This window comes from Tenacibaculum geojense, from assembly GCF_042676005.1.
In the GTDB taxonomy this organism is placed as follows: Bacteria; Bacteroidota; Bacteroidia; order Flavobacteriales; family Flavobacteriaceae; genus Polaribacter; species Polaribacter geojense.
In genome coordinates, this window is sequence record NZ_JBHTJR010000019.1 from 24,341 (window position 1) to 46,535 (window position 22,195).

General features: G+C 33.1%; 18 protein-coding genes. 2 read left to right on the forward strand and 16 right to left on the reverse strand.

Going from position 1 to position 22,195, the window contains the following annotated elements; genetic code table 11:
* Positions 1-57: 57 nt before the first annotated feature.
* Entirely contained in the window at positions 58-1,494 is a 1,437-nt protein-coding gene (accC, locus tag ACFQ1U_RS03155; RefSeq protein WP_386105229.1) for an acetyl-CoA carboxylase biotin carboxylase subunit, read from the reverse strand.
* A gap of 1 nt (position 1,495) precedes the next feature.
* The gene (locus ACFQ1U_RS03160) at positions 1,496-1,981 is read right to left on the reverse strand and encodes an acetyl-CoA carboxylase biotin carboxyl carrier protein subunit (RefSeq protein ID WP_386105231.1); all 486 of its coding nucleotides are present in this window, start codon (positions 1,979-1,981) and stop codon (positions 1,496-1,498) included.
* A 341-nt stretch (positions 1,982-2,322) separates the two neighbouring features.
* On the opposite strand from ACFQ1U_RS03160, the gene ACFQ1U_RS03165 reads away from it, so the two are divergent.
* Entirely contained in the window at positions 2,323-4,644 is a 2,322-nt protein-coding gene (locus tag ACFQ1U_RS03165) for a TonB-dependent receptor (protein ID WP_386105233.1), read from the forward strand.
* Between the two features lie 67 nt (positions 4,645-4,711).
* Here the strand turns inward: ACFQ1U_RS03165 and ACFQ1U_RS03170 are convergent, their stop codons facing one another.
* From ACFQ1U_RS03170 to ACFQ1U_RS03230, 13 genes are all read right to left on the reverse strand, one after another.
* Entirely contained in the window at positions 4,712-5,002 is a 291-nt protein-coding gene (locus tag ACFQ1U_RS03170) for a heavy-metal-associated domain-containing protein (protein WP_386105235.1), read from the reverse strand.
* On the reverse strand, positions 4,978-5,352 hold the full coding sequence (locus ACFQ1U_RS03175) for a rhodanese-like domain-containing protein (RefSeq protein ID WP_386105237.1): 375 nt from the start codon (positions 5,350-5,352) through the stop codon (positions 4,978-4,980). Before ACFQ1U_RS03175 ends, ACFQ1U_RS03170 begins: the two co-directional genes overlap by 25 nt.
* A 6-nt stretch (positions 5,353-5,358) precedes the next feature.
* Complete coding sequence (locus ACFQ1U_RS03180) at positions 5,359-6,765, reverse strand: MBL fold metallo-hydrolase (protein ID WP_386105239.1); 1,407 nt, start codon at positions 6,763-6,765, stop codon at positions 5,359-5,361.
* A gap of 8 nt (positions 6,766-6,773) precedes the next feature.
* Entirely contained in the window at positions 6,774-8,501 is a 1,728-nt protein-coding gene (locus tag ACFQ1U_RS03185) for a SulP family inorganic anion transporter (RefSeq protein WP_386105241.1), read from the reverse strand.
* Positions 8,501-9,523, reverse strand: a complete 1,023-nt coding sequence (gene ruvB, locus ACFQ1U_RS03190; protein WP_386105243.1) for a Holliday junction branch migration DNA helicase RuvB — start codon at positions 9,521-9,523, stop codon at positions 8,501-8,503. The genes ACFQ1U_RS03185 and ruvB overlap by 1 nt, the downstream gene beginning before the upstream one ends.
* A gap of 140 nt (positions 9,524-9,663) precedes the next feature.
* Positions 9,664-11,433: a cytochrome c oxidase subunit I gene (locus tag ACFQ1U_RS03195; protein WP_386105246.1), complete on the reverse strand. Its 1,770-nt coding sequence runs from the start codon at positions 11,431-11,433 to the stop codon at positions 9,664-9,666.
* Positions 11,434-11,465: 32 nt separating this feature from the next.
* The gene (locus tag ACFQ1U_RS03200; RefSeq protein ID WP_386105248.1) at positions 11,466-12,473 is read right to left on the reverse strand and encodes a cytochrome c oxidase subunit II; all 1,008 of its coding nucleotides are present in this window, start codon (positions 12,471-12,473) and stop codon (positions 11,466-11,468) included.
* Between the two features lie 28 nt (positions 12,474-12,501).
* Positions 12,502-14,136 carry a quinol:cytochrome C oxidoreductase gene (locus ACFQ1U_RS03205; protein WP_386105250.1) on the reverse strand — a complete coding sequence of 545 codons (1,635 nt, stop codon included), beginning with the start codon at positions 14,134-14,136 and terminating at the stop codon, positions 12,502-12,504.
* A 23-nt stretch (positions 14,137-14,159) separates the two neighbouring features.
* Complete coding sequence (locus ACFQ1U_RS03210) at positions 14,160-14,705, reverse strand: c-type cytochrome (protein ID WP_386105252.1); 546 nt, start codon at positions 14,703-14,705, stop codon at positions 14,160-14,162.
* 5 nt (positions 14,706-14,710) lie between these two features.
* Positions 14,711-15,238, reverse strand: coding sequence for a DUF3341 domain-containing protein (locus ACFQ1U_RS03215; protein ID WP_386105254.1), 528 nt, complete (start codon positions 15,236-15,238; stop codon positions 14,711-14,713).
* Positions 15,228-16,628 carry an NrfD/PsrC family molybdoenzyme membrane anchor subunit gene (gene nrfD, locus ACFQ1U_RS03220; protein ID WP_386105256.1) on the reverse strand — a complete coding sequence of 467 codons (1,401 nt, stop codon included), beginning with the start codon at positions 16,626-16,628 and terminating at the stop codon, positions 15,228-15,230. Before nrfD ends, ACFQ1U_RS03215 begins: the two co-directional genes overlap by 11 nt.
* 25 nt (positions 16,629-16,653) lie before the next feature.
* Positions 16,654-19,776, reverse strand: a complete 3,123-nt coding sequence (locus tag ACFQ1U_RS03225) for a TAT-variant-translocated molybdopterin oxidoreductase (RefSeq protein ID WP_386105258.1) — start codon at positions 19,774-19,776, stop codon at positions 16,654-16,656.
* 31 nt (positions 19,777-19,807) lie between these two features.
* On the reverse strand, positions 19,808-21,103 hold the full coding sequence (locus tag ACFQ1U_RS03230; protein ID WP_386105260.1) for a c-type cytochrome: 1,296 nt from the start codon (positions 21,101-21,103) through the stop codon (positions 19,808-19,810).
* Positions 21,104-21,317: 214 nt separating this feature from the next.
* Between ACFQ1U_RS03230 and ACFQ1U_RS03235 the strand changes: the two genes are divergently transcribed.
* On the forward strand, positions 21,318-21,680 hold the full coding sequence (locus tag ACFQ1U_RS03235; protein ID WP_386105262.1) for an SPOR domain-containing protein: 363 nt from the start codon (positions 21,318-21,320) through the stop codon (positions 21,678-21,680).
* 35 nt (positions 21,681-21,715) lie between these two features.
* Here the strand turns inward: ACFQ1U_RS03235 and ACFQ1U_RS03240 are convergent, their stop codons facing one another.
* The gene (locus ACFQ1U_RS03240; protein WP_386105264.1) at positions 21,716-22,099 is read right to left on the reverse strand and encodes a hypothetical protein; all 384 of its coding nucleotides are present in this window, start codon (positions 22,097-22,099) and stop codon (positions 21,716-21,718) included.
* Between the last annotated feature and the right edge of the window lie 96 nt (positions 22,100-22,195).

Here is a 22,195-nt window from a genome sequence, read left to right on the forward strand (position 1 = left end):
TTAATAACATTACACTTGTAACAAAAGGATACCGTGTCAATCCCTAACGCAAGTTTATTAACAAGTTTTTAAAATACGTTGCTCTTTTAAATATTGTTGTAAAGCAATACGTGCAGCTATTTCTGCTTCTGTTTTGTATGTAGCTTCTAACAATTCTGGAGCGTAATACTTTTTTACAAAATGGGTGTCAAAATTCCCTGAAGTAAAAGCTTCATGTTCGCATACAAACTTCCCAAAAGACAAGGTTGTTTCTATACCTTTAATTTTATAATTATCAATAGCCTGTTTCATAAACTCTATGGCTTCTTCTCTAGTTTTTCCGTAAGTAATTAATTTAGAAATCATAGGGTCATAATAAATAGGAACCTCCATTCCTTCTTTAAATCCATCATCAACTCTTATATTTTTTCCTACTGGTGGCTGATAGGTTTCTAAAACTCCTATACTTGGTGTAAAACCATCTAGTGGATCTTCTGCATAAACTCTCAACTCTAGTGCATGACCTTTTATTTCTAGATCATCTTGTGTAAAAGACAATGCCTCACCTCTTGCTATTTTTATTTGTTCTTCAACTAAATCAATACCAGTAATTAATTCTGTAACCGGATGCTCTACTTGCAAACGCGTATTCATTTCTAGAAAATAAAAGTTTTTATTTTCATCTAATAAAAACTCAACTGTTCCTGCTCCTAAATAATCACATGCTTTGGCTACTCTAACAGCAGCCTCTCCCATGTTTTTTCTAATTTCAGGAGTTAAAACACTAGATGGGGCTTCCTCTATTACTTTTTGATGACGACGTTGCACTGAACATTCGCGTTCAAATAAATGAACCACATTACCATGCCTATCTGCTAATACTTGAATTTCTATATGTCTTGGCGAGCCTACATACTTTTCAATAAAAACAGATCCGTCTCCGAATGCAGATTCTGCTTCAGAAATAGCTCTTTGCATCTGCTCTTTAATATCGGTAGCCTTTTCTACAACACGCATTCCTTTACCTCCTCCTCCAGCAGAAGCTTTTATTAAAATAGGATATCCTATTTCATCAGCAATTTTAGAAGCATAAGCTACATCTGTTACTGCTTCATCAATTCCTGGCACCATTGGTATATCATACGCTTTTACGGCTTCTTTTGCGGCTAATTTACTACCCATAACCTCAATAGCCTTAGTTTTAGGTCCTATAAAGGTTATTCCACTTTTGGCAACTGCTTCACCAAAAGCAGCATTTTCACTTAAAAAACCATATCCTGGATGAATTCCATCTACCGATAACGATTTCGCAACTTCAATAATTTTATCTCCTAAAAGATATGATTGATTAGATGGTGCTGGACCAATACAAACGGCTTCATCTGCAAACTGTACATGCGGTGCATGTCTATCTGCTTCAGAAAAAATAGCTACCGTTTTAATACCCATTTTTTTAGCTGTACGCATTACACGTAACGCAATTTCTCCTCTATTGGCTACTAATATTTTCTTCATGTTATTCCATTTCTATTAATACAGCATTTTTTTCAACTTTGTCTCCTGTTGAAACTGCTATCGATTTTATGACTCCTGATTTTGGTGCTGTTAATGTGTTTTCCATTTTCATGGCTTCAAGGACTAAAACGCCTTCTCCTTCTGCTACTTCTTGACCTACTACTACATCAACCGAAACAATAAGTCCGGGCATAGGTGCTTTCATATCGTTTTCTTTCTTTGCAGAAGTAACCTCTAAACCTAACTGGTTAATCAGCATATCTAACTCATTAGCAATAGCAACCTCATATACATTACCGTTTACTTGAACGGTATATGTTTTTTTATTAAAATTTTGAGATATAATTTGTGCTTTAAAAGAAGTATTGTTGTGTAAAATGTGTTGGTTATTAACTTCTGTTTTAATACTATCAAAAGCATTAATTTCTGCTTCTGTTATATCAAAACTATAGGTTTCGTTAACCTTTAATTGAAAAGTTTTACTCATAACATAATTGAATTTCGCCTATAAAAATATCAAAAAAATATAGCTTTATTGATATGTTTCTTGAAATTAACGATGTAAATTTGCAGCGTTCTCATAAAGGGGTGCCTTAATTAAACTGTAATAATTATTATTACAGTTTATTCAAAATTCGGGCTGAGATCATACCCATTGAACCTAGAACAGGTAATGCTGTTTAGGGAGACGAAAGAATCGTCAAATTGGAAAAAAGCTATTCATTATTTAATGATAGCTCACATACTATTATTCAATTGTTAAAAACGAATAATTGCCTCTTTTTATTCCTATATTTTTAAATGAATGTACAATTCAACTGTAAAAAAGTGAAGTTTTTAGTATCTTTTTTACTTCTGTTTGTAGCCTTTTCACTACAAGCACAAACGTATACACTTAAAGGAAAAGTGGTTGATAAAAATCAAGAACCACTAGCTGGTGCCACTATTGTCATTACAGACCTTGAAAAAGGTACTTCGTCTGATTTTGATGGTAAATTTACCTTTGCTTTACCTAAAGGAAACTATGTTATTAAAGTTTCTTATGTAGGTTTTAGAACAGGTTATTTTAACCAAACTATTCAACAAGATGAAGACATTGTTATTGAACTTGATTTAGAAAATGATGTTTTAGATGAAGTATTAGTTTCTGCTGTAAGAGTTAAAGCAGATGCACCAGTTACACACTCCAACTTAACTAAAAAGGAAATTGCCAAACGAAATCTTGGTCAAGATATACCTATGTTGGTTAATTATTTACCGTCTGTAATTTCATCTTCAGATGCTGGAGCAGGTGTTGGATACACTTATTTACGTGTTCGTGGTTCAGATGCAACAAGAGTAAATGTAACTATTAATGGTATTCCTTACAATGATGCTGAAAGTCAAGGTACATTTTGGGTTAATTTAGGAGATTTCGCTTCTTCAACAGAAAACCTTCAATTACAACGTGGTGTGGGTACATCTACCAATGGTGCTGGTGCATTTGGAGCTAGTTTAAATATTTTAACTGATGCTGTTTCCGAAGAAGCCGGAGGAGAAATTTCTAATTCATTTGGTTCTTTTGGTACCAGAAAGCATACCGTAAAGTATACTACTGGAAAATTAAATGATCATTTCGAACTTGCTGGTAGAGTTTCTAACATTTATTCTGATGGGTATGTTGATAGAGCTTTTACAGATTTAAAATCTTACTTTTTACAAGGTAGTTATACTGATGATAACACCTTAATTAAAGCACTTGTTTTTGGTGGTAAAGAAAGAACTTACCAAGCTTGGTATGGTTTATCTGCTGAAGAGCTAGAGGAAGACAGAAGACAAAACCCATATACCTATGAAAATGAGGTAGATGATTATCAACAAGATCATTACCAACTTCATTGGAACGAGCAACTAAATAAAAATTGGTCAACAAACATTGGCTTAAACTATACTAGAGGTAAAGGTTTTTTTGAGCAGTTTAAAGACGGTGAGAGTGCCGCTGATTATAACAATTTAATTGTAGATGATAGCGATGTAATAGTAAGAAGGTGGTTAGATAATCATTTTTATGTTGCTAATGGTAATGCTACCTTCAGAAATGATAATTTAGAAATAATATCTGGAGTTTCATACAGTGAATATTTTAATGATCATTACGGAGAAATAATTTGGGGAAGTGATTTAGCAGACGGTACAAATATTAAAGATCGTTATTATTTTAGTGATGCACAAAAGAGTGATTTTAGTATTTTCTCTAAAGCAAACTTTAAATTATCACCAAGTTTAAAGGCTTATATTGATTTACAAGGAAGATTTGTTAGTTATGACACAGGAGGTATTACTTCTGATATTAATCCAATAGATATTGATACTAATTTTAGTTTCTTTAATCCTAAAGTAGGTTTAACCTATACTATTAATGATACTTTTAGCTTATATGCCTCTTACGCAAGAGCTAACAAAGAACCTAACAGAAATGACTTTGAAGGAAATCCTAATGTTTTACATGAAAGTTTAAACGACTTTGAATTAGGTTGGAGATTTAATTCTGAAAGAGTAAATATGAATACCAACATTTATTACATGGATTACAACAATCAATTAGTACTTACTGGTGCTATTGATGATGTTGGAGAATATTTAAGAGAAAATGTTAAAGATAGCTATCGTTTAGGTATAGAAATAGACGGAACTTTTTTAATTACAGATGAATTAACTTTTCAATCTAATTTAGCAATTAGCACTAATAAAATTAACAATTTAACCATAGAAAGAGATGGTCAAACTGTAAATTTAGGAACAACTAATATTGCTTTTTCTCCTAATATTATTTCTGGAAGTAGTTTAACTTTAAAACCTACAGATAATTTTCAAATAAGTTTATTAGGAAAGTATGTAAGTTCTCAATATTTAAGTAATACAGATACTGAAGCTTCTAAAATTGATGGTTATTTTACTAACGATTTAAATTTAGTATATGAAATTAAGACTAATAAGATATTTAAATCTATTATTATAACTGGTTTAATTAACAATTTAACAAATAAAAAATACGTTGATAGAGGATATACGTATTTAGATTATTGGTCTGGACCAACCTCTTTTGAGGTTCAAGGATATTATCCTCAAGCTACTATTAACTTCTTAGCAGGAGTTACTTTTAAATTTTAATTGGGGAATGCGTTATAAAAAGAAGAAACAAAAATCCCGTGTTATTAAGTTAACACGGGATTTTTAATTATGATTTTACTCTACCTACAGCACAACTCACAAATGATTTTGCTTTATGAATTACACTATTTTTATCCCCTACTTCAGGATATCCTAATTGGGATAATTTTTCTTTCACAGACACAGAAACATCTGAATTAGCATTAATGGTTACCATTGCTGCATCAACAGAAACAGTGACATCCAAAACATCTTCAAGACTTCCTATTTCTTTTATAATTGTGTTGGCACAACCACCACATTTTAAATTTTCTATATTAAATTGTAACTCCATTATTCTTCGTATTTCTCTTTCCATTGGTCGTAACCACCTAACATATTGTACACTTTATACCCTTTTTTTACTAATAATTCTGAAGCTTGTAAACTTCTTCCTCCAGATTTACAATAAACATAAACGGGTTTATTCATATCTATTTTATTAGCTACAGTAGCCTCAAAATTATCATCATAAAAGTTTATTTTTTCAGCTCCTTTTATTACTCCATTAGACCACTCTTCAGGTGTTCTAACATCTAATAATTGAATTTCACCTTCTGTCATTTCTGTTTTCATATCTGAAACAGACACATTAACTACACCTTTTACATCTTGCTTGCATGCTATTGTTAGCATAAATAGCATTATAATAATTACTTTAAATTTCATTTTTAATTATTTTATGGTTGATGGACAAACATATGCTGTTCGTTCTATTTCTGTTTCTTTAATTGCCTTATAACCTCCTGCAACATCTATTACATTATGAAAACCTCTTGCTTTTAAAATTGATGCTGCAATTACAGATCTATATCCTCCTGCACAATGAATATAAAATTTTTCTTTTGTTGGAAATTCTGAAAGGTGTTCATTTAAATAATCCAAAGGTGTGTTCGCTACATTTACAATATGTTCACTGGTATATTCACCAGGCTTTCTAACATCAAAAACTATAGCATTGTTTGACATAGCTTTTGATAAGGTAGCAGCATCAACCGATGTAATTTGATCAACCTGTTTACCTGCCTCTTTCCATGTTGGAAAACCTCCTTTTAAATATCCTAAAACGTTGTCAAAGCCAACACGAGACAATCTTGTAACTGTTTCTTCTTCTTTTCCTTCTGGAGTTACTAATAAAATTGGTTGGTGTATATCTTTTATCAATGCTCCTACCCAAGGCGCAAATGTTCCTCCTAAACCTATAAAAATTGATTGTGGAATAAATCCTTTAATAAACTCTGATTGATGTCTTACATCTAAAATTAAAGCATCATTTTCATTAGCTGTGCGTTCAAAATCATTAACTGATAATGATTGTGTCCCTTGGGCTAAAACGTCATCAATAGAAGCATAACCTTCTTTATTTAATTTTACGTTTAACGGAAAGTATTCTGGAGGTGGTAATAAACCATCTGTAACTTCTTTCACAAACTCTTGCTTTGTCATATCAGCTCTTAACGCGTAGTTTGTTTTTTTCTGTTCGCCAATAGTTCCTACGGTTTCTTTACTTAAGTTTTTACCACAAGCCGAACCAGCTCCGTGTGCAGGATATACAATTACGTCATCTGATAAAGGCATTATTTTGGTTCGTAAACTATCAAAAAGCATTCCTGCTAAATCTTCTTGAGTGATAGTTCCTTTTTGAGCCAAGTCTGGTCTTCCTACATCACCTAAAAATAAGGTATCTCCACTAAAAATGGCATGGTCTTTACCATTTTCATCTTTCAATAAATAAGTAGTACTTTCTAATGTATGACCTGGTGTGTGCAAAGCGGTAATTGTAATATTTCCTAAAGTAAACACCTCTTCATCTGAAGCTATATAAGCTTCAAAACTTGTTTTTGCTGTTGGACCGTATATAATTTTTGCTCCAGTTTTTTCTGCTAACGTTACATGACCACTAACAAAATCGGCATGAAAATGTGTTTCAAAAATGTATTTCACTACAGCATTATTTTTTTCAGCTCTTTCAATATAAGGCTGAACTTCTCTTAATGGATCTATAATAGCTACTTCTCCGTTACTTTCTATATAATAAGCCCCTTGTGCAAGGCAACCTGTATAAATTTGTTCTATCTTCATATGGCTATTTATTTATATGATTGATGAATGTATTGAGCATATTTCTTTTGGCTCTCGTTATCTCCTGTTTTATGAAAAATCACTGCGTCGTTAGCACGCATAAAAAAATGATTAATATCTATAATCTCTAATAATCCTCCTCTAAAAAGTGCATCTCTAACAGGACCTTTAATACCTGCAAAATAAAATGTTACTCCTTTTTTTCTGAAAAATTTAATACGGTCTTTTAACATTTCTACTCCAGTACTATCTACCCTATTAATACTTTCACCATCGAGTACGATAAGTTCAAGTTTTTTTCCTTTTTGATTTGCAAGTTCATCTAATTTATCTCTAAAATAATTTGCATTTGCATAAAATAACTGAGCATCAAACCTAAATACTAAAACAATATCATCTACAATTACCTCACTAAAACGTGCTTTATTTCTGTAAAAATCAGAATCTGGTACTTTTCCTAATTCAACTACATAAGGTCTCGATGTTCTAAAAATTAACACTACAATTGATAAGCCTACACCAATTAAAATACCATATTCAATTCCAAAAACTAGTGTTGATACAAAAGTGGCTACTAGTAACCAAAAGTCAAGTACATTGGCTTTCCATAAAAACTTAGCTTCTTTTAAACTTATCAAATTAAACACTGCCACTACAATAATAGCTGCTAATACTGCTTTTGGCAAATAATAAAAGACAGGGGTTAAAAAAAGTAATGTAATTACTACTAATAAAGCTGACACTAATGCTGATACCCCTGTTGTACCACCAGATTCTGCATTAATTGCTGACCTTGAAAAACTAGATGTTGATGGGTATGCTTGAAATAAAGATCCTGTTATATTGCCTAAACCCAACGCTACTAATTCTTGGTTGGCATCTACTCTATATTCATCTTGTTTAGCCTCTAAGGTTTTTCCTATAGATATAGTCTCTAAGTAACCAACCATAACAAGCGTGAAAGCAATAGGCATTAATTCTTTTATTTGAGCAATATCTAACTCAGGAAAATAGAAAGAGGGTAAACCTGAAGGGATGTCTTTTACTATTGAAACTCCATGAAATGTTGCATTGAAAAATTTAACAACTAATATCCCTAAAACTACAACAATGAGTGCATTGGGTATTTTTTTATTGATTTTTCTAAAAATAATAATTATTAAACATGCAAAAACTCCAATTAAAGTAGTTTCTAGATGGAAATCTTTTAGCTTAGTAATAATATCAAATAATAATACATGAACTTGATCGCTTTGAATAAAATCTACTCCTAATAAATTTCTAAATTGATTTAAACCAATAGTTAGCGCAACAGCTGATGTAAATCCAGTAATAACAGGACGAGATAAAAAATTAACAATAAAACCTAATCTAAATATCCCCATCAATAATTGAATAACACCAACTACTAATGCTAAAAGAATAGTAATTGCTATATAACTTTCTGAACCTGCTAAAGCTAGAGTAGATACTCCTGTTGCAACAATTAAAGAATCCATGGCCACAGGCCCAATGGCTACTTGTCTAGAGGTTCCAAAAATTGCATATACTATTTGAGGTACGAGTGCACTATACAAACCATAAATTGGTGGTAAACCTGCTATTAATGCATATGCTATACCTTGCGGAATTAAAATTATAGCCACAGTTAAACCAGCAATTAAATCACCTTTTAATTGCGATTTTTTGTAGTTAGGCAACCACGATAATATTGGTATGATTTTATGTAAGCTCACTAAAACAATTCTCCTTGATTACTTGATTTTATTCTTCCTAAATGTTTATAAGCTGAATCGGTTACTTCTCTTCCTCTGGGAGTTCTTATTATAAAACCTTGCTGAATTAAAAAAGGCTCATAAACCTCTTCAATAGTTTCTGCGTTTTCAGCAACCGCTGTTGCTAAGGTTGTGATTCCAACAGGACCTCCCTTAAACTTATCTATAATTGTTGTTAGAATTTTATTGTCCATTTCATCTAGCCCGTGTGCATCAACATTTAACGCTTTAAGAGCATATTTAGCAATTTGTATGGTAATAGTACCATCTCCTTTAATTTGTGCAAAATCTCGTACTCTACGAAGTAAAGCATTGGCTATACGTGGTGTCCCTCTACTTCTTCCTGCAATTTCTATAGCTGCCTCCATTGAAATTGGAACACCAAGAATGTGAGCACTTCTTTGAACTATTGTTGATAATAGCTCTGTAGAATAATAATGGAGTCTACTACTAATTCCAAACCTTGCTCTCATTGGAGCGGTTAATAAACCTGATCGGGTAGTTGCTCCAACTAATGTAAATGGTTCAAGGTTAATTTGGACAGTTCTGGCATTAGGACCAGACTCAATCATTATATCAATTTTATAATCTTCCATAGCAGAATACAGATATTCCTCTACTACGGGACTTAACCGGTGTATTTCATCAATAAATAACACATCTCGTTCATCAAGGTTGGTAAGTAGGCCTGCTAAATCCCCTGGTTTATCCAAAACAGGTCCTGAAGTTACTTTTATACCAGCACCTAGTTCATTTGCTAAAATATGTGCTAAAGTTGTTTTACCTAAACCTGGAGGACCGTGAAAAAGCGTATGATCAAGAGCTTCATCTCTAAGATTAGCTGCTTCAACAAAGATTTTTAAGTTTTCTAACGCCTGCTGTTGTCCAGTAAAATCATCAAATGACAATGGACGTAGCTTTTTTTCTACATCAAATTCGTCTTTTGAAAAGTGTGATTTATCTGGATTCAAATTCTCGTTCATTAATACAAAGATACTTTAATTATGAAGTTTAGTATGTAACAAATATTACACACTTGAAACCTTAAAAATAACAAAAGGTTTCCATAAAAAATAAAAAAGCCTTTCAAATTGAAAGGCTTTTAAAATATTATATTTTGAAATTATGAAGGTAATTCTCCATCTTTTAACGGTACTGTTTGTAAAACAAAATCTTGACCGTGTACATAATTTCCGTTTTCATCAGTTTTACTGTAATCGTATGCCCAACGGTGTACCTCAGGAATTGGTCCATCCCAGTTACCATGAATATGCTCAACTGGCGTAGTCCATTCTAAAGTGTTAGATTTCCATGGGTTTTGCTCGGCTTTTTTACCTCTGTATATTGAAATAAAATAGTTTGCTAAGAATATTAACTGAGCTAAACCTCCAATGATAGCCATAACAGTCATAAAAACGTTAATGTCAGCTAAATCATCAAACATTGGGAAGTTTGTATTTGTATAGTAACGACGTGGTAAACCAGCTAAACCAATAAAGTGCATTGGGAAGAATACTCCGTAAGCAGCTATAATAGTTAGCCAAAAATGCCAATAACCTAATGTTTTGTTCATCATTTTACCATACATTTTAGGGAACCAGTGATAAACTCCTGCAAACATTCCAAATAACGCAGATACCCCCATTACTAAGTGGAAATGGGCTACAACGAAATAAGTATCATGAACGTTAATATCTAAAGCAGAATCTCCTAAAACTAATCCTGTTAACCCTCCAGTTACGAAGGTAGAAACTAATCCTATAGAGAATAACATAGCTGGATTCATTTGTAAATTACCTTTCCATAGTGTAGTAACATAATTAAACGCCTTTACTGCTGATGGAATTGCAATTAAAACTGTTGTAAATGTAAATACTGATCCTAAAAATGGATTCATCCCAGATACGAACATATGGTGACCCCATACGATTGTAGATAAGAAAGCAATACCTAAAATAGAACCAATCATTGCACGATAACCGAAAATAGGCTTACGAGCGTTGGTAGATATAACTTCTGATGAAATACCTAATGCTGGTAATAAAATGATATATACTTCTGGGTGACCTAAGAACCAAAATAAATGTTCATATAATACTGGCGAGCCTCCTTGATAGTGTAAAACTTCACCTGAAATAAATATATCAGATAAGTAGAATGAAGTACCAAAACTTCTATCAAAGATTAATAATAAAGCAGCCGATAATAATACAGGGAAAGAAATAACACCAATGATTGCTGTAATGAAGAATGCCCAAATAGTTAAAGGCAATCTTGTCATCTTCATTCCTTTTGTACGTAAATTTAAAACTGTAACTATATAGTTTAATGATCCAATTAAAGACGATGCAATAAATATAGCCATTGAAACTAACCATAAAGTCATACCTGCACCAGAACCAGGAATTGCCTGAGGTAAAGCAGATAGTGGTGGATAAATTGTCCAACCTGCTGATGCTGGTCCTGCTTCTAAAAATAAAGAAGCAACCATAACTACAGAAGATAAGAAAAATAACCAGTAAGATACCATATTCATAAATCCTGATGCCATATCACGTGCACCAATTTGTAATGGAATTAATAAGTTAGAAAAGGTACCACTTAAACCTGCAGTTAATACAAAGAATACCATTATGGTACCGTGAATTGTAACTAATGCTAAATACATATCAGGATCCATAACACCATCTGTTTGGTGATTTCCTAAAAATGCTTCAATTATAGAAAATGATTTTTCTGGCCATGCAATTTGTAAACGGAATAACATTGACATAAATACCCCGATAATTCCCATAAACATACCAGTTACTAAAAACTGTTTAGAAATCATCTTATGGTCGGTACTGAAAATGTATTTGGTTACAAATGTTTCTTTGTGATGATGATCTGACATAATCTATCTATTATAACTTTTTTTTAAATATCTTATTTTACAACTTGAGCTAATGTTTTTTGCTCACCTAACCATTTGTTGTACTCATCTTCTTCTACAACTGTAATTTTCATTTGCATATTGTAGTGAGATGCTCCACAAATTTTATTACATAATAACAAGTAGTCAAACACATAAGGATCTTCTCCTTTTACTTGTCTTATTTTGTTAATCCCTTTAGTTTTAGCAATAACTTCCTCATTATTTCTCATCTCTTCAGTTGTATACTTTGGAGTAAAAGCAAATTGAGTAACCATTCCTGGAACACAGTTCATTTGTGCTCTAAAGTGAGGCATATAAGCTGAGTGCAAAACATCTTGAGAACGGAACTTAAATAAAACTTTTTTACCTTTTGGTAAATATAATTCTGTTACTTGTTTATCATCTTGCGATTTAGGGTCACTCATATCAACTCCCATTGTGTTGATACCTTTTATAAAGTTAACGTTTCCTAAACCTAACTCGTTATCTGCACCAGCGTAACGAGCATCCCAACGGAATTGTTGAGAATAAACTTCAATAACTATTGGATCTTCATCTTCACCAACGTACATTACATTGTTCCAAGCCCATAAACCATATCCAATTAATAAAATAATTGTTACAGCTGGAATAACTGTCCAAATTAATTCTAATTTGTGGCTATCAGCAAAGAATAGAGCCTTGTTTTCTTTTTTACCTCTGTATTTATAAGAGAAGTAAAAAATTACAAACTGCATAGCAAATTGAACAATACCTATGATCCAGAATGTGATACTAAATAATCTATCATCGTGTTCTCCTTCTATAGAGGCACTTTCTGGCAACATGATAACATTCATTGCTATTAAGCAGTAAATCATCATAGCATATAAACCTACTAAGAAACCTATAGCTATTTTTCCTTGTGTATCATTATCTTTATCGTTAGCTATTACTTCACGTAAATTCATTACGCGTGTAATTTGCCAAAAACTTACTCCTAGTGCAACTGCAATAAAAATGTAAAATAAAGCGAGCATATTATCTAAACTATTATTGTTTTAAAAATTAATGATGTGAATTTTCTTCCCCTCTATGTTCTATAATGTAATAGTGGTGAGTTTCACTTTCATGTACGAATGGGTTACCTTTAGCTAAAGGATTTGCTTTGGCAAAGGCACTAAATGTTGCATAAATAAAGATGCCTAAGAATAATAAGAATGCACTTATTTCTCCAATACCTAATCCCCAATAAGCACCAACTGTTCCTGGCATAATCATAACAAATAAATCAACATAATGACCTACTAAAATTACAATACCACCTAATACTACAAACCAAGGAATACTTTTAAAATCACTGTTAATTAATAATAATACAGGGAATACAAAGTTTAAAGCTACCATACCTATAAATGGTAATTTATATTCATTGAAACGAGCTAAATAATAAGTAGTTTCTTCTGGCATATCTGCATACCAGATTAACATAAATTGAGCGAACCATAAGTATGTCCAGAATACAGAGAAACCAAACATAAATTTAGCTAAGTCATGAATATGACTATCGTTAACGAAAGGTAAATGACCTTTTGATCTTAAATAGATAGTAACCATTGCAACAACAGTAACAGCACAAACTAAGAAGGTAGCTAATACATACCATCCAAATAATGTTGAGAACCAGTGAGGATCTAATCCCATAATCCAATCCCAAGATGCCATAGATTCTGTTACTAAAAAGAAAACAATGAATATTACAGACATGTTGTAGTTCTTCTTATGTAATTTTAAGTCACCATTATCCTGTTGAATAGAATTTTTTCTGATAAAGAAACGATAGGCATTCCATCCTGTTAAATAGAAGATACTTCTAATTAACCAACCTGGAGTATTTAACCACCATTTTTTACCATCAACAATTGCATCATAGTTAGGGCTAGTTGGATCCACTACACCTTCTCCCATCCAAGAGAATAAGTGGTTCATGTGTGCAAAGGTTGCTATTAAAAACACTAACATAAAAATACTTACATAGTGTAAATTAGCTGATATTGCCTCCATAACTCTAAATAAAACTACAGACCAACCTGCTTGTGCTACTCTTTGAGCTGCATAGAAAGCTAATACTAATAATGTAATTCCTAAAAAGAATAACATTGCTACATAAAAAGCTGACCATGGTCTATTTTGCATTTGGTGTAACGCATGTTCTGCATGATGATCTTCATCTGATCCATGTGAGTCAGCAGCATGAGTATCGTGAGCAACGGTAGCATGTGCCTCTTTTACTTCATGATCATTGTGTGAACCTACTTTAGTTGAATCTGACATTAAAGCAGCATGTGATTCTTCTTGATGAGAAACAGAATCTGCTGTGTGTGCAACCTCTTCGTGAGAAACAACAGTAGAATCAGTAGCGTGACCACTAGTTTCTTGTGTATGAGTTGAATCTTTTTGGTGTGTAGCTTCAACGTGTTCTTTTACTTCATGTTTTACTTCTTCAGCATGAGAATCATGCGAACCTTCACTAGCATGATCATTTCCATGAGATGCTCCGTGATGTGCATGTTGAGCTGCTAAAATATCTTTAGCATCTTCAATAGTTTTAGGTGCTGATAAGAAACTAATTGCTGTACCTACGGCTCCTATAACAATAAGAGCTAAAGCAAGCATTTTTAATTTTCCTGAAAACTGGTACATATCTTTACTATCTAATTATAGACTTATTTTAATTCACTTTTTAATTTCTGTACATACTGTACAACTTGCCAACGCTCATTGTAAGTAAGTTGAGATGAATGAGATCCCATAAGGTTTCTACCATACATTAAAACATGATAAATACTTCCTTCTGTTATATCTCTATCTTTATAGTTTGGTATACCATTAAATTTATCTCTTTGAGATAAAATACCATTTCCATCTCCTTTTGTACCATGACATGCTGCACAGTAAATCCCAAATAATTCTTTTCCTTTATCTAAGTTTTCTTCAGTAACTTTTAAAGGATTCTTTAATTCAGCTTTGGCTTTTTCATAACCTTCGTTAGAATTTGGGATATCATAAGCAACAATACCTTTTCTACTAACGGTACCAGCAACTGGTAACCTATTTACTACTTTATTTCCTGCTGAACTTGGTCCATTTGCATCGTAAGGAACAGAAACATACATGTCTGGCATATATTGTAATTGTGGCTTACGTTTATTATTACAAGAAGCTAAGCTTGCAACTACTACTAAAGCGATAATTATTTTTAAACTCTTCATATCTCTTAGTGCTTATCTACTACGTTAATTTCTACAGCTCCTGTTGTTTGTAACAAAGCTTTTAATTCTTCTTCATTTTCATTTACAGAAATTTCCATTAAGAAATGATCATCTGTAGTTCTTGGATCTGGATTTTCTGCTTCTTTGAAAGGCCAAATTTTACTTCTCATATAAAAAGTAATAACCATTAAGTGAGCTGCGAAAAATACGGTTAACTCAAATAAAATTGGCACAAATGCAGGCATATTTTCAGCCCAAGAAAAACTAGGTTTTCCTCCTATGTCTTGTGGCCAATCTGCAATCATAGTATACCAAGTTAACCATGTTGCTACAGCTGTACCTGTAATACCGTAAAGAAAAGCTGTTATTGCTAAACGCGTTGGAGCTAATCCCATTGCTTTATCTAAACCGTGAACTGGAAAAGGAGTAAAAACTTCCTCGATATGATAATGTGCATCTTTTACTGTTTTTACAGCATCCATTAAGATATCATCATCATTGTATAATGCGTGAATTACTTTATTAGTGCTCATTGTTCTCCTCTCTTAATTTTTTAAAGTTTTCTCCTGAAGATTTCAAGATTGTTTTAACCTCTGCAGTTGGTATAACAGGGAATGTTCTTGCGTATAGTAAGAATAACACTCCAAAGAAACCGATTGTACCGATAAAGATACCTACATCAACAAAAGTAGGCTCAAAACGCCACCATGTTGATGGTAACTGACCTTTACTTAATACAATTGCAATAATATCGAAACGCTCAAACCACATACCAATGTTAATTACGATAGAGATAACGAAAGACCAAACAAAGCTTCTTCTTATCTTTTTAAACCATAATAATTGTGGAGTGAAGATGTTACAAATTAAAAGTGACCAGAAAGCCCATCCATAAGCACCAGCTTCGGCACCAAAAGATAAATATGTATAGTTTTCATATGGAGATCCCGTATACCAAGCGATAAAAAATTCAGTTGCATATGCTACTGCAACAATACCACCTGTTAAGATAATTACGATATTCATGTACTCCACGTGTAAACGTGTAATATAAGCTTCAAGATTTGTTACTTTACGCATAACTCCTAATAAAGTTTGTACCATTGCAAATCCTGAAAAGATTGCCCCAGCTACGAAATAAGGAGGAAAAATTGTAGAGTGCCATCCTGGGTTAATAGATGTAGCAAAGTCAAAAGATACAATCGTGTGTACAGAAAGTACTAATGGAGTAGCTAAACCAGCTAATACTAATGATACTTCTTCAAAACGTTGCCAATCTTTTGCTCTACCAGACCATCCAAATGATAATAAAGCATATATCTTCTTTTGAAAAGGTTTAACTGCTCTATCACGTATTGTAGCAAAATCAGGTAGTAAACCAGTCCACCAGAAAACTAACGAAACTGATAAATAAGTTGAAATTGCAAATACATCCCATAAAAGCGGTGAGTTAAAGTTAACCCATAATGAACCGAATTGGTTTGGAATTGGTAATACCCAATATCCGTTCCATGGACGTCCCATGTGAATAATCGGGAACAATCCTGCTTGAAATACCGCAAAGATTGTCATTGCTTCAGCAGAACGGTTAATTGCCATTCTCCATTTTTGACGGAAAAGTAATAATACAGCAGAGATAAGTGTACCAGCGTGACCAATACCTACCCACCATACAAAGTTGGTAATATCCCATGCCCAACCAATGTTTTTACTTAATCCCCATACACCGATACCTGTTCCAACGGTGTAAAATATACATCCAAATCCCCATAACATTGCTGCTAAAGAGATATAGAATGCTACATACCAATTTTTATTGGCTTTACCTTCAATAGGTCTTGCGATATCCTCAGTAATATCGTGGTAACTTTTGTCACCCAAAATTAGAGGTTCTCTATAAGATGATTCGTAATGAGACGACATAATCTATATTCTTATTATTTTGTTATTATGCTTCGTTTGTATTTCTAACTTTTACTTGATAAACTACGTTTGGTTTTGTACCAATATAATCTAACACGTGGAAAGCTCTTTTATCTTCTTTTAACGCAGTAACAGTGTCTTCAGTATTATTAACATCTCCAAACACCATAGCTCCTGTAGAGCATGCTTGTGAACATGCAGTTTGGAACTCATCTTTACGTACAGCTCTACCTTCTTTTTTAGCTTTTAGGATAGTAGCTTGCGTCATTTGAATACACATAGAACATTTTTCCATAACTCCTCGAGAACGAACAACTACGTCTGGGTTTAATACCATTTTTCCGTATTCATTGTTCATATTGAAATCAAACTCATTGTTCTCTGCATAGTTAAACCAGTTGAAACGACGTACACGGTATGGACAGTTGTTTGCACAATAACGAGTACCTACACAACGGTTATAAGCCATTTGATTTTGACCTTGACGACCATGAGAAGTAGCTGCTACTGGACATACTGTTTCACATGGTGCGTGATTACAGTGCTGACACATCATAGGTTGAAAAGCTACCTGTGGATTTTCTGCTGGATTTTCTAAAGCATCAAATAATTCTCCTTTGCTAATTTGCAACACTTTTTCTGTGTACTTTCTTTCTAAGTCTTTATTAGCAATATTAGGGTTTTGAGCTTTGAACTCTTCCATAGTCATAGAAGCTTCAAATTGCTTATCTTCTACAGTTGATGAGTAGTAACGATCAATACGTAACCAATGCATATCTCTACCTACACGAACTTCATCTTTTCCTACAACAGGAACATTATTTTCTGCATGACATGCTACTACACAAGCCCCACATCCTGTACATGAAGTTAAATCAATAGACAAATTGAAATGGTGACCTAAACTTCTATCGTGATCATCCCATAAATCAATTGTACTTCCCTCTACCTCTTGGTGATCATAAGAAACCATGAATGGCTGGTTCCAAGTATGCTTAGGATCTAAAGATTTATTGTTAACATCAGCTAATGTTGCTTCTCTTAAAATATCATTTCTACCCGCTAAAGTACTTTGAACTTGGGTACAAGCAAATTTATGTGCTCCTGAAGTCTTTTCAATAGTAACACCGTACTGAACGTTGCTAGCGTTTATATAAAAAGGGTATGCATTAACACCTACTTGCATTTCTTCTTTTAACCCATGTTTTCTTCCATAACCAAGAGCTAAACCAAAAGATCCTTTAGCTTGACCTGGCTGAATAATTACAGGTATATTATTAACAGTAACACCATTTACTGTTACGTTAGCGTAATCACCATCTATAGCTCCGTTATCTCTTACTGGATTTTCATAACCTAACTCTTTTGCATCTGCAATAGACATTGTTAAGTAGTTATCCCAAGAAGCTCTAGTAATTGGATCTGGTAATTCTTGTAACCAAGGGTTGTTAGCCTGTTTTCCATCTCCTAAGGCAACTGAAGTATATAAATTCAATTCGAATTGAGATGGCTTTGTATTTTTATTTAATTCTGAAATTGCAGCTGATAAATCAACATCATTAACAGCAACTTCTGTTTGGTTTGATGATTTAAAGAAACCATCATGTAATGCTTTATTCCATGATGCTCCGTTTAATACATTATCGCTCCAGAACTCTTTTAAAGTATCATAATAATTTTTAGTGCTTCCCGTCCACTTTAATAAAACGTCTTGTATTTGACGAGAATTAAATAATGGAGCAATAGTAGGTTGAACTAAACTATACTTACCTTCAACAGCCATTACATCTCCCCAGCTCTCTAAGTTGTGTGGAGTTGGTAAAGCATATTGAGCTATGCTTGCTGTATCATCATCTTGAGTTGATAACGAAACAAACAAACTTGCTTTTTTAGCAGCATCTTCAAAACCTGGTAATGTATATACTGGATTTACATTGTAAGTAACTAATCCTTTAACAGACCCCGATTTTAAACCACTAATTAAATTAGCAACTTCAGTATCATTACCTTCACGAACGTAGCTTGGTGAAGCAACATCGATAACAGTACTTGCTAAAGCTTTATTAATCGCTAATGCTACTAATTGAGCATTTTTATCATTTAAACCAGTTAAAACAACACCTTTACTTCCTGATTTCTTTAATGTTTTTGCAAGTTTTTTCAACTCAGCATCTACAGGAGTAACTTTTGAAGGCTTGTTTTCACCAGTAATTAAATTATATAAGTTTATTAATGCATAAACCTGTTCAGATGGCTTAACAACTAAACGCTTATCTGCGTTAGCTCCAGCCATACTCATATTACTTTCTATTTGAACATGGTAAGACATTTTACCAGTTTCAGGTCTACGACCATCAGCATATGATTTCTCGTAACCACCTTGCCAATCTCCTAAGAAATCAGCTCCGATAGAAACAATAGTTTCTGCTTTAGAAAAATCGTAATTTGGTAAAGCACGTTTACCATACATAGCTTCAAATGCATCTGCAGTTCCACTTTCAGATACTGCATCATAAACTACATGCTTTACATTTGGATATTGAGCTATAAAATCAGCAATAACTTTTTCAGTAGATGGACTTGCTAAAGTACTAGTTAATAAAACTACTGGAGCGTTAGCTGCTTTTAATTCATTTAATTTAGCTACAATTTCTTTATCAGCATCAGCCCAAGATACTTGAGCGTCTCCTTTTCTTGGTTCTTTTAAACGTAATTTCTCATCGTATAACGACAAAACAGAAGCCTGAATACGAGCATTAGTTGCTCCACCAGCTTCTTTATTAGGCATAATTTGAATTGGACGTCCTTCGCGTGTTTTTACTAAAACATTTGCAAAATCAAAACCATCAGCAATTGTAGTTGCATACCAATCCGCAACACCTACAATTAAATCGTCTGGTTGAACAACGTATGGAATTGATTTTCGCACTGGACCTTCACAAGCTGCTAAGGAAGCAGCAGCAGTAGTAAACCCAACGTACTTTAAAAAATCTCTTCGAGAAGTAGAAGATGTTTCTAAGGTTTCTTTATCTCCTAAAAACTCATCTGTTGGAATCTCTTCTACAAACTCTGTATTACGTAGCGTTTCAACAACAGAACTACCTTTTAGTTCTTCAACACTTTGCCAGTATTTTTTGTTTGAAGCCATTTATATATGTGTTTTTCTACTTTCTAAATTATTAATAGTGGCACTTACCACACTCTTTTCCTCCTAACTGTGCAATCGTAACTTGATCTACACCGTACTTTTTAGCTAATTCTGCATGAATTTTAGCATAGTACTCATTCCCTTTCAAGTCTACTTTTGTTTGCTTGTGACAATCAATACACCAACCCATTGTTAACGGAGAATGTTGATACACTTCATCCATCTCCTGAATAGGACCATGACATTTTTGACAAGCAACACCTGCAACAGCAACGTGTTGTGAGTGGTTAAAGTAAGCAAAGTCTGGTAAATTATGAATTCTAACCCACTTAATTGGCTTTTGCTCACCAGTGTAAGCTAACTTATCTTTATCCCAACCTGCGGCATCATAAATCTTTTGAATTTCTTTATCTAAGTCAGCCTTAGTCAACACAGTTCCTCCATCTTCCAAAATAACTTTAGTATCTTCAGCTACCTCAGATATATTCATGTGACAGTTCATACAAATATTTACTGATGGAATACCAGAATGCTTACTATGCTTAGCTGCAGAGTGACAGTATTGACACTCAATTTTATTATCACCTGCGTGAATTTTATGTGAAAAAGCGATTGGCTGTATTGGCTGATACCCTTGATCTACACCTACTTTGAACAAAGTACCAAACAAGAAGTACGCACCAACTAAAGCAACAAAAATAACACCTAACACATGTAAAAATGTATTCTTTTTGATTCCAGCCCACAACTCAGCAGCCTGTCCCATTAAACCAGGAGTTTTTGGCGCCCCTCTTAACTCACTGATAGTTTTTAATAAACTTCCAATAATTAAGAACGCAACCACAATTGCAGCAGCTAAAATACCTAACAACCACTTTGGAGCAGCTTCTTTAACTTCTTGATCTTTAACTTTTGGATCTTGTGGACCTCCACCAATCTCACCTACAGTTGTGTAATATAAAATATCATCGATATTTTGATCTGACAACTGAGGAAAAGCAGTCATGTTTGACTGATTGTACTCTTCATAAATTGCAATTGCATCTTTGTCTCCAGAAGCTCTTAACGCAGCATTATCACGTATCCACGCTTTCAACCATTCGTTTGACCTTCTTTCTTCAACTCCCGCTAATGCAGGACCTACAAGTTTTTTATCTAATTTGTGACAAGATGCACAAAGAGACTTGAATAACTTTTTTCCTTCTTTCTGCCTCGCCGCATCAACCTCTTGAGAGCGCGCTGAAAAACTTAATAAAAAGACAATAAGGAAAGTAAAACTCTTTAAGAGTACTTGAGTAAATCTACTGTGATGTTTCACACTTTTCATACTATAAAATATAATTTTTGTATCTATTTTGGTACGATTTTTTCTATACTACCTAATTAAAAATAGGTGATAGAAACTCGCACAAAAGTACTACATATAACTAAATTGTGAAATGTTAAGAGAATCCTAATTTGTAATTTATACTTATTCTAAATAACATTTTAAAGCAATCTATTAGCCAACAAGTCGTTACTTTTGTATAAAGAACTAATTTATGAAAAAAAACAAGGCATTTTTAACGTTTATGCTATTTGCTTTGATGGGTTTACACTCATTATCAGCACAATCTAGCTATACAGACAACAAAAATATCAATAGTTTACTACAGAAAAAAAGAAGCTTTAATAAGAAAAATGGAGCTGGTTTTAGAATACAACTCTACAATGGTAGTGAAAAGAGAGCACGTAGTTTAAAAAGTAGTTTTGAAAGAGATTTTCCTGGTGTTTTTACTAAATTAACCTATGAACAACCTGATTGGAAAGTTCAGGTAGGTAGTTACAAAACAAAACTGGATGCTGATAGGGCATTAAATAAAATTAGAGAGAAATTTTCTGGTGCTTTTATACTAGAGATCTAAATATAAAAAAGCGAGTTTAAAACTCGCTTTTTTTATTAGTTTGTAGTACTAATGACTTCATTCTTTACAACATCTAATTTCACTAATAATTGTTTTATTTTAGAGAAAGATGCATCACTTAAAAATAAATCCAAATCGTAATAATTACCGTTTACCAGCAATTTATTAGGATTGACTGTCTGTATAACAGAATCTTCACCAACAATAGATTTTGATTTAAATGATTGAACCTTATTGTTAATGTAAGATTTTTCTGAAGCAGATAAATTATATACACCTTCTCCTTTTGGTGATTGATAAAACAGCTTACCTTCTTTTACAGATAACTTAACATTATTTTGTAAGTTTAGTAATTTTCTTTCTTGAGCATTAGTATTCCAAGTTAAAAAACTAATGCATATAACAAGTATCCATTTCATTATTGATAAATTTTATTTTCTTAAATATGAGTCGTCCTAAAATAGGTTGACAGTTTTAAAAAATATATTTAAACCAGAGAAGCTAGCTTCTCTGGT

Coding starts and splice junctions, on each gene's coding strand:
- ACFQ1U_RS03230 (WP_386105260.1), bottom strand. CDS start 21,103: ATGAAAAGTGTGAAACATCACAGTAGATTTACTCAAGTACTCTTAAAG.
- ACFQ1U_RS03210 (WP_386105252.1), bottom strand. CDS start 14,705: ATGAAGAGTTTAAAAATAATTATCGCTTTAGTAGTAGTTGCAAGCTTA.
- ACFQ1U_RS03215 (WP_386105254.1), bottom strand. CDS start 15,238: ATGAGCACTAATAAAGTAATTCACGCATTATACAATGATGATGATATC.
- ACFQ1U_RS03235 (WP_386105262.1), top strand. CDS start 21,318: ATGAAAAAAAACAAGGCATTTTTAACGTTTATGCTATTTGCTTTGATG.
- accC (WP_386105229.1), bottom strand. CDS start 1,494: ATGAAGAAAATATTAGTAGCCAATAGAGGAGAAATTGCGTTACGTGTA.
- ACFQ1U_RS03180 (WP_386105239.1), bottom strand. CDS start 6,765: ATGAAGATAGAACAAATTTATACAGGTTGCCTTGCACAAGGGGCTTAT.
- nrfD (WP_386105256.1), bottom strand. CDS start 16,628: ATGTCGTCTCATTACGAATCATCTTATAGAGAACCTCTAATTTTGGGT.
- ACFQ1U_RS03170 (WP_386105235.1), bottom strand. CDS start 5,002: ATGGAAAGAGAAATACGAAGAATAATGGAGTTACAATTTAATATAGAA.
- ACFQ1U_RS03195 (WP_386105246.1), bottom strand. CDS start 11,433: ATGTCAGATCATCATCACAAAGAAACATTTGTAACCAAATACATTTTC.
- ACFQ1U_RS03200 (WP_386105248.1), bottom strand. CDS start 12,473: ATGCTCGCTTTATTTTACATTTTTATTGCAGTTGCACTAGGAGTAAGT.
- ruvB (WP_386105243.1), bottom strand. CDS start 9,523: ATGAACGAGAATTTGAATCCAGATAAATCACACTTTTCAAAAGACGAA.
- ACFQ1U_RS03205 (WP_386105250.1), bottom strand. CDS start 14,136: ATGTACCAGTTTTCAGGAAAATTAAAAATGCTTGCTTTAGCTCTTATT.
- ACFQ1U_RS03240 (WP_386105264.1), bottom strand. CDS start 22,099: ATGAAATGGATACTTGTTATATGCATTAGTTTTTTAACTTGGAATACT.
- ACFQ1U_RS03175 (WP_386105237.1), bottom strand. CDS start 5,352: ATGAAATTTAAAGTAATTATTATAATGCTATTTATGCTAACAATAGCA.
- ACFQ1U_RS03160 (WP_386105231.1), bottom strand. CDS start 1,981: ATGAGTAAAACTTTTCAATTAAAGGTTAACGAAACCTATAGTTTTGAT.
- ACFQ1U_RS03225 (WP_386105258.1), bottom strand. CDS start 19,776: ATGGCTTCAAACAAAAAATACTGGCAAAGTGTTGAAGAACTAAAAGGT.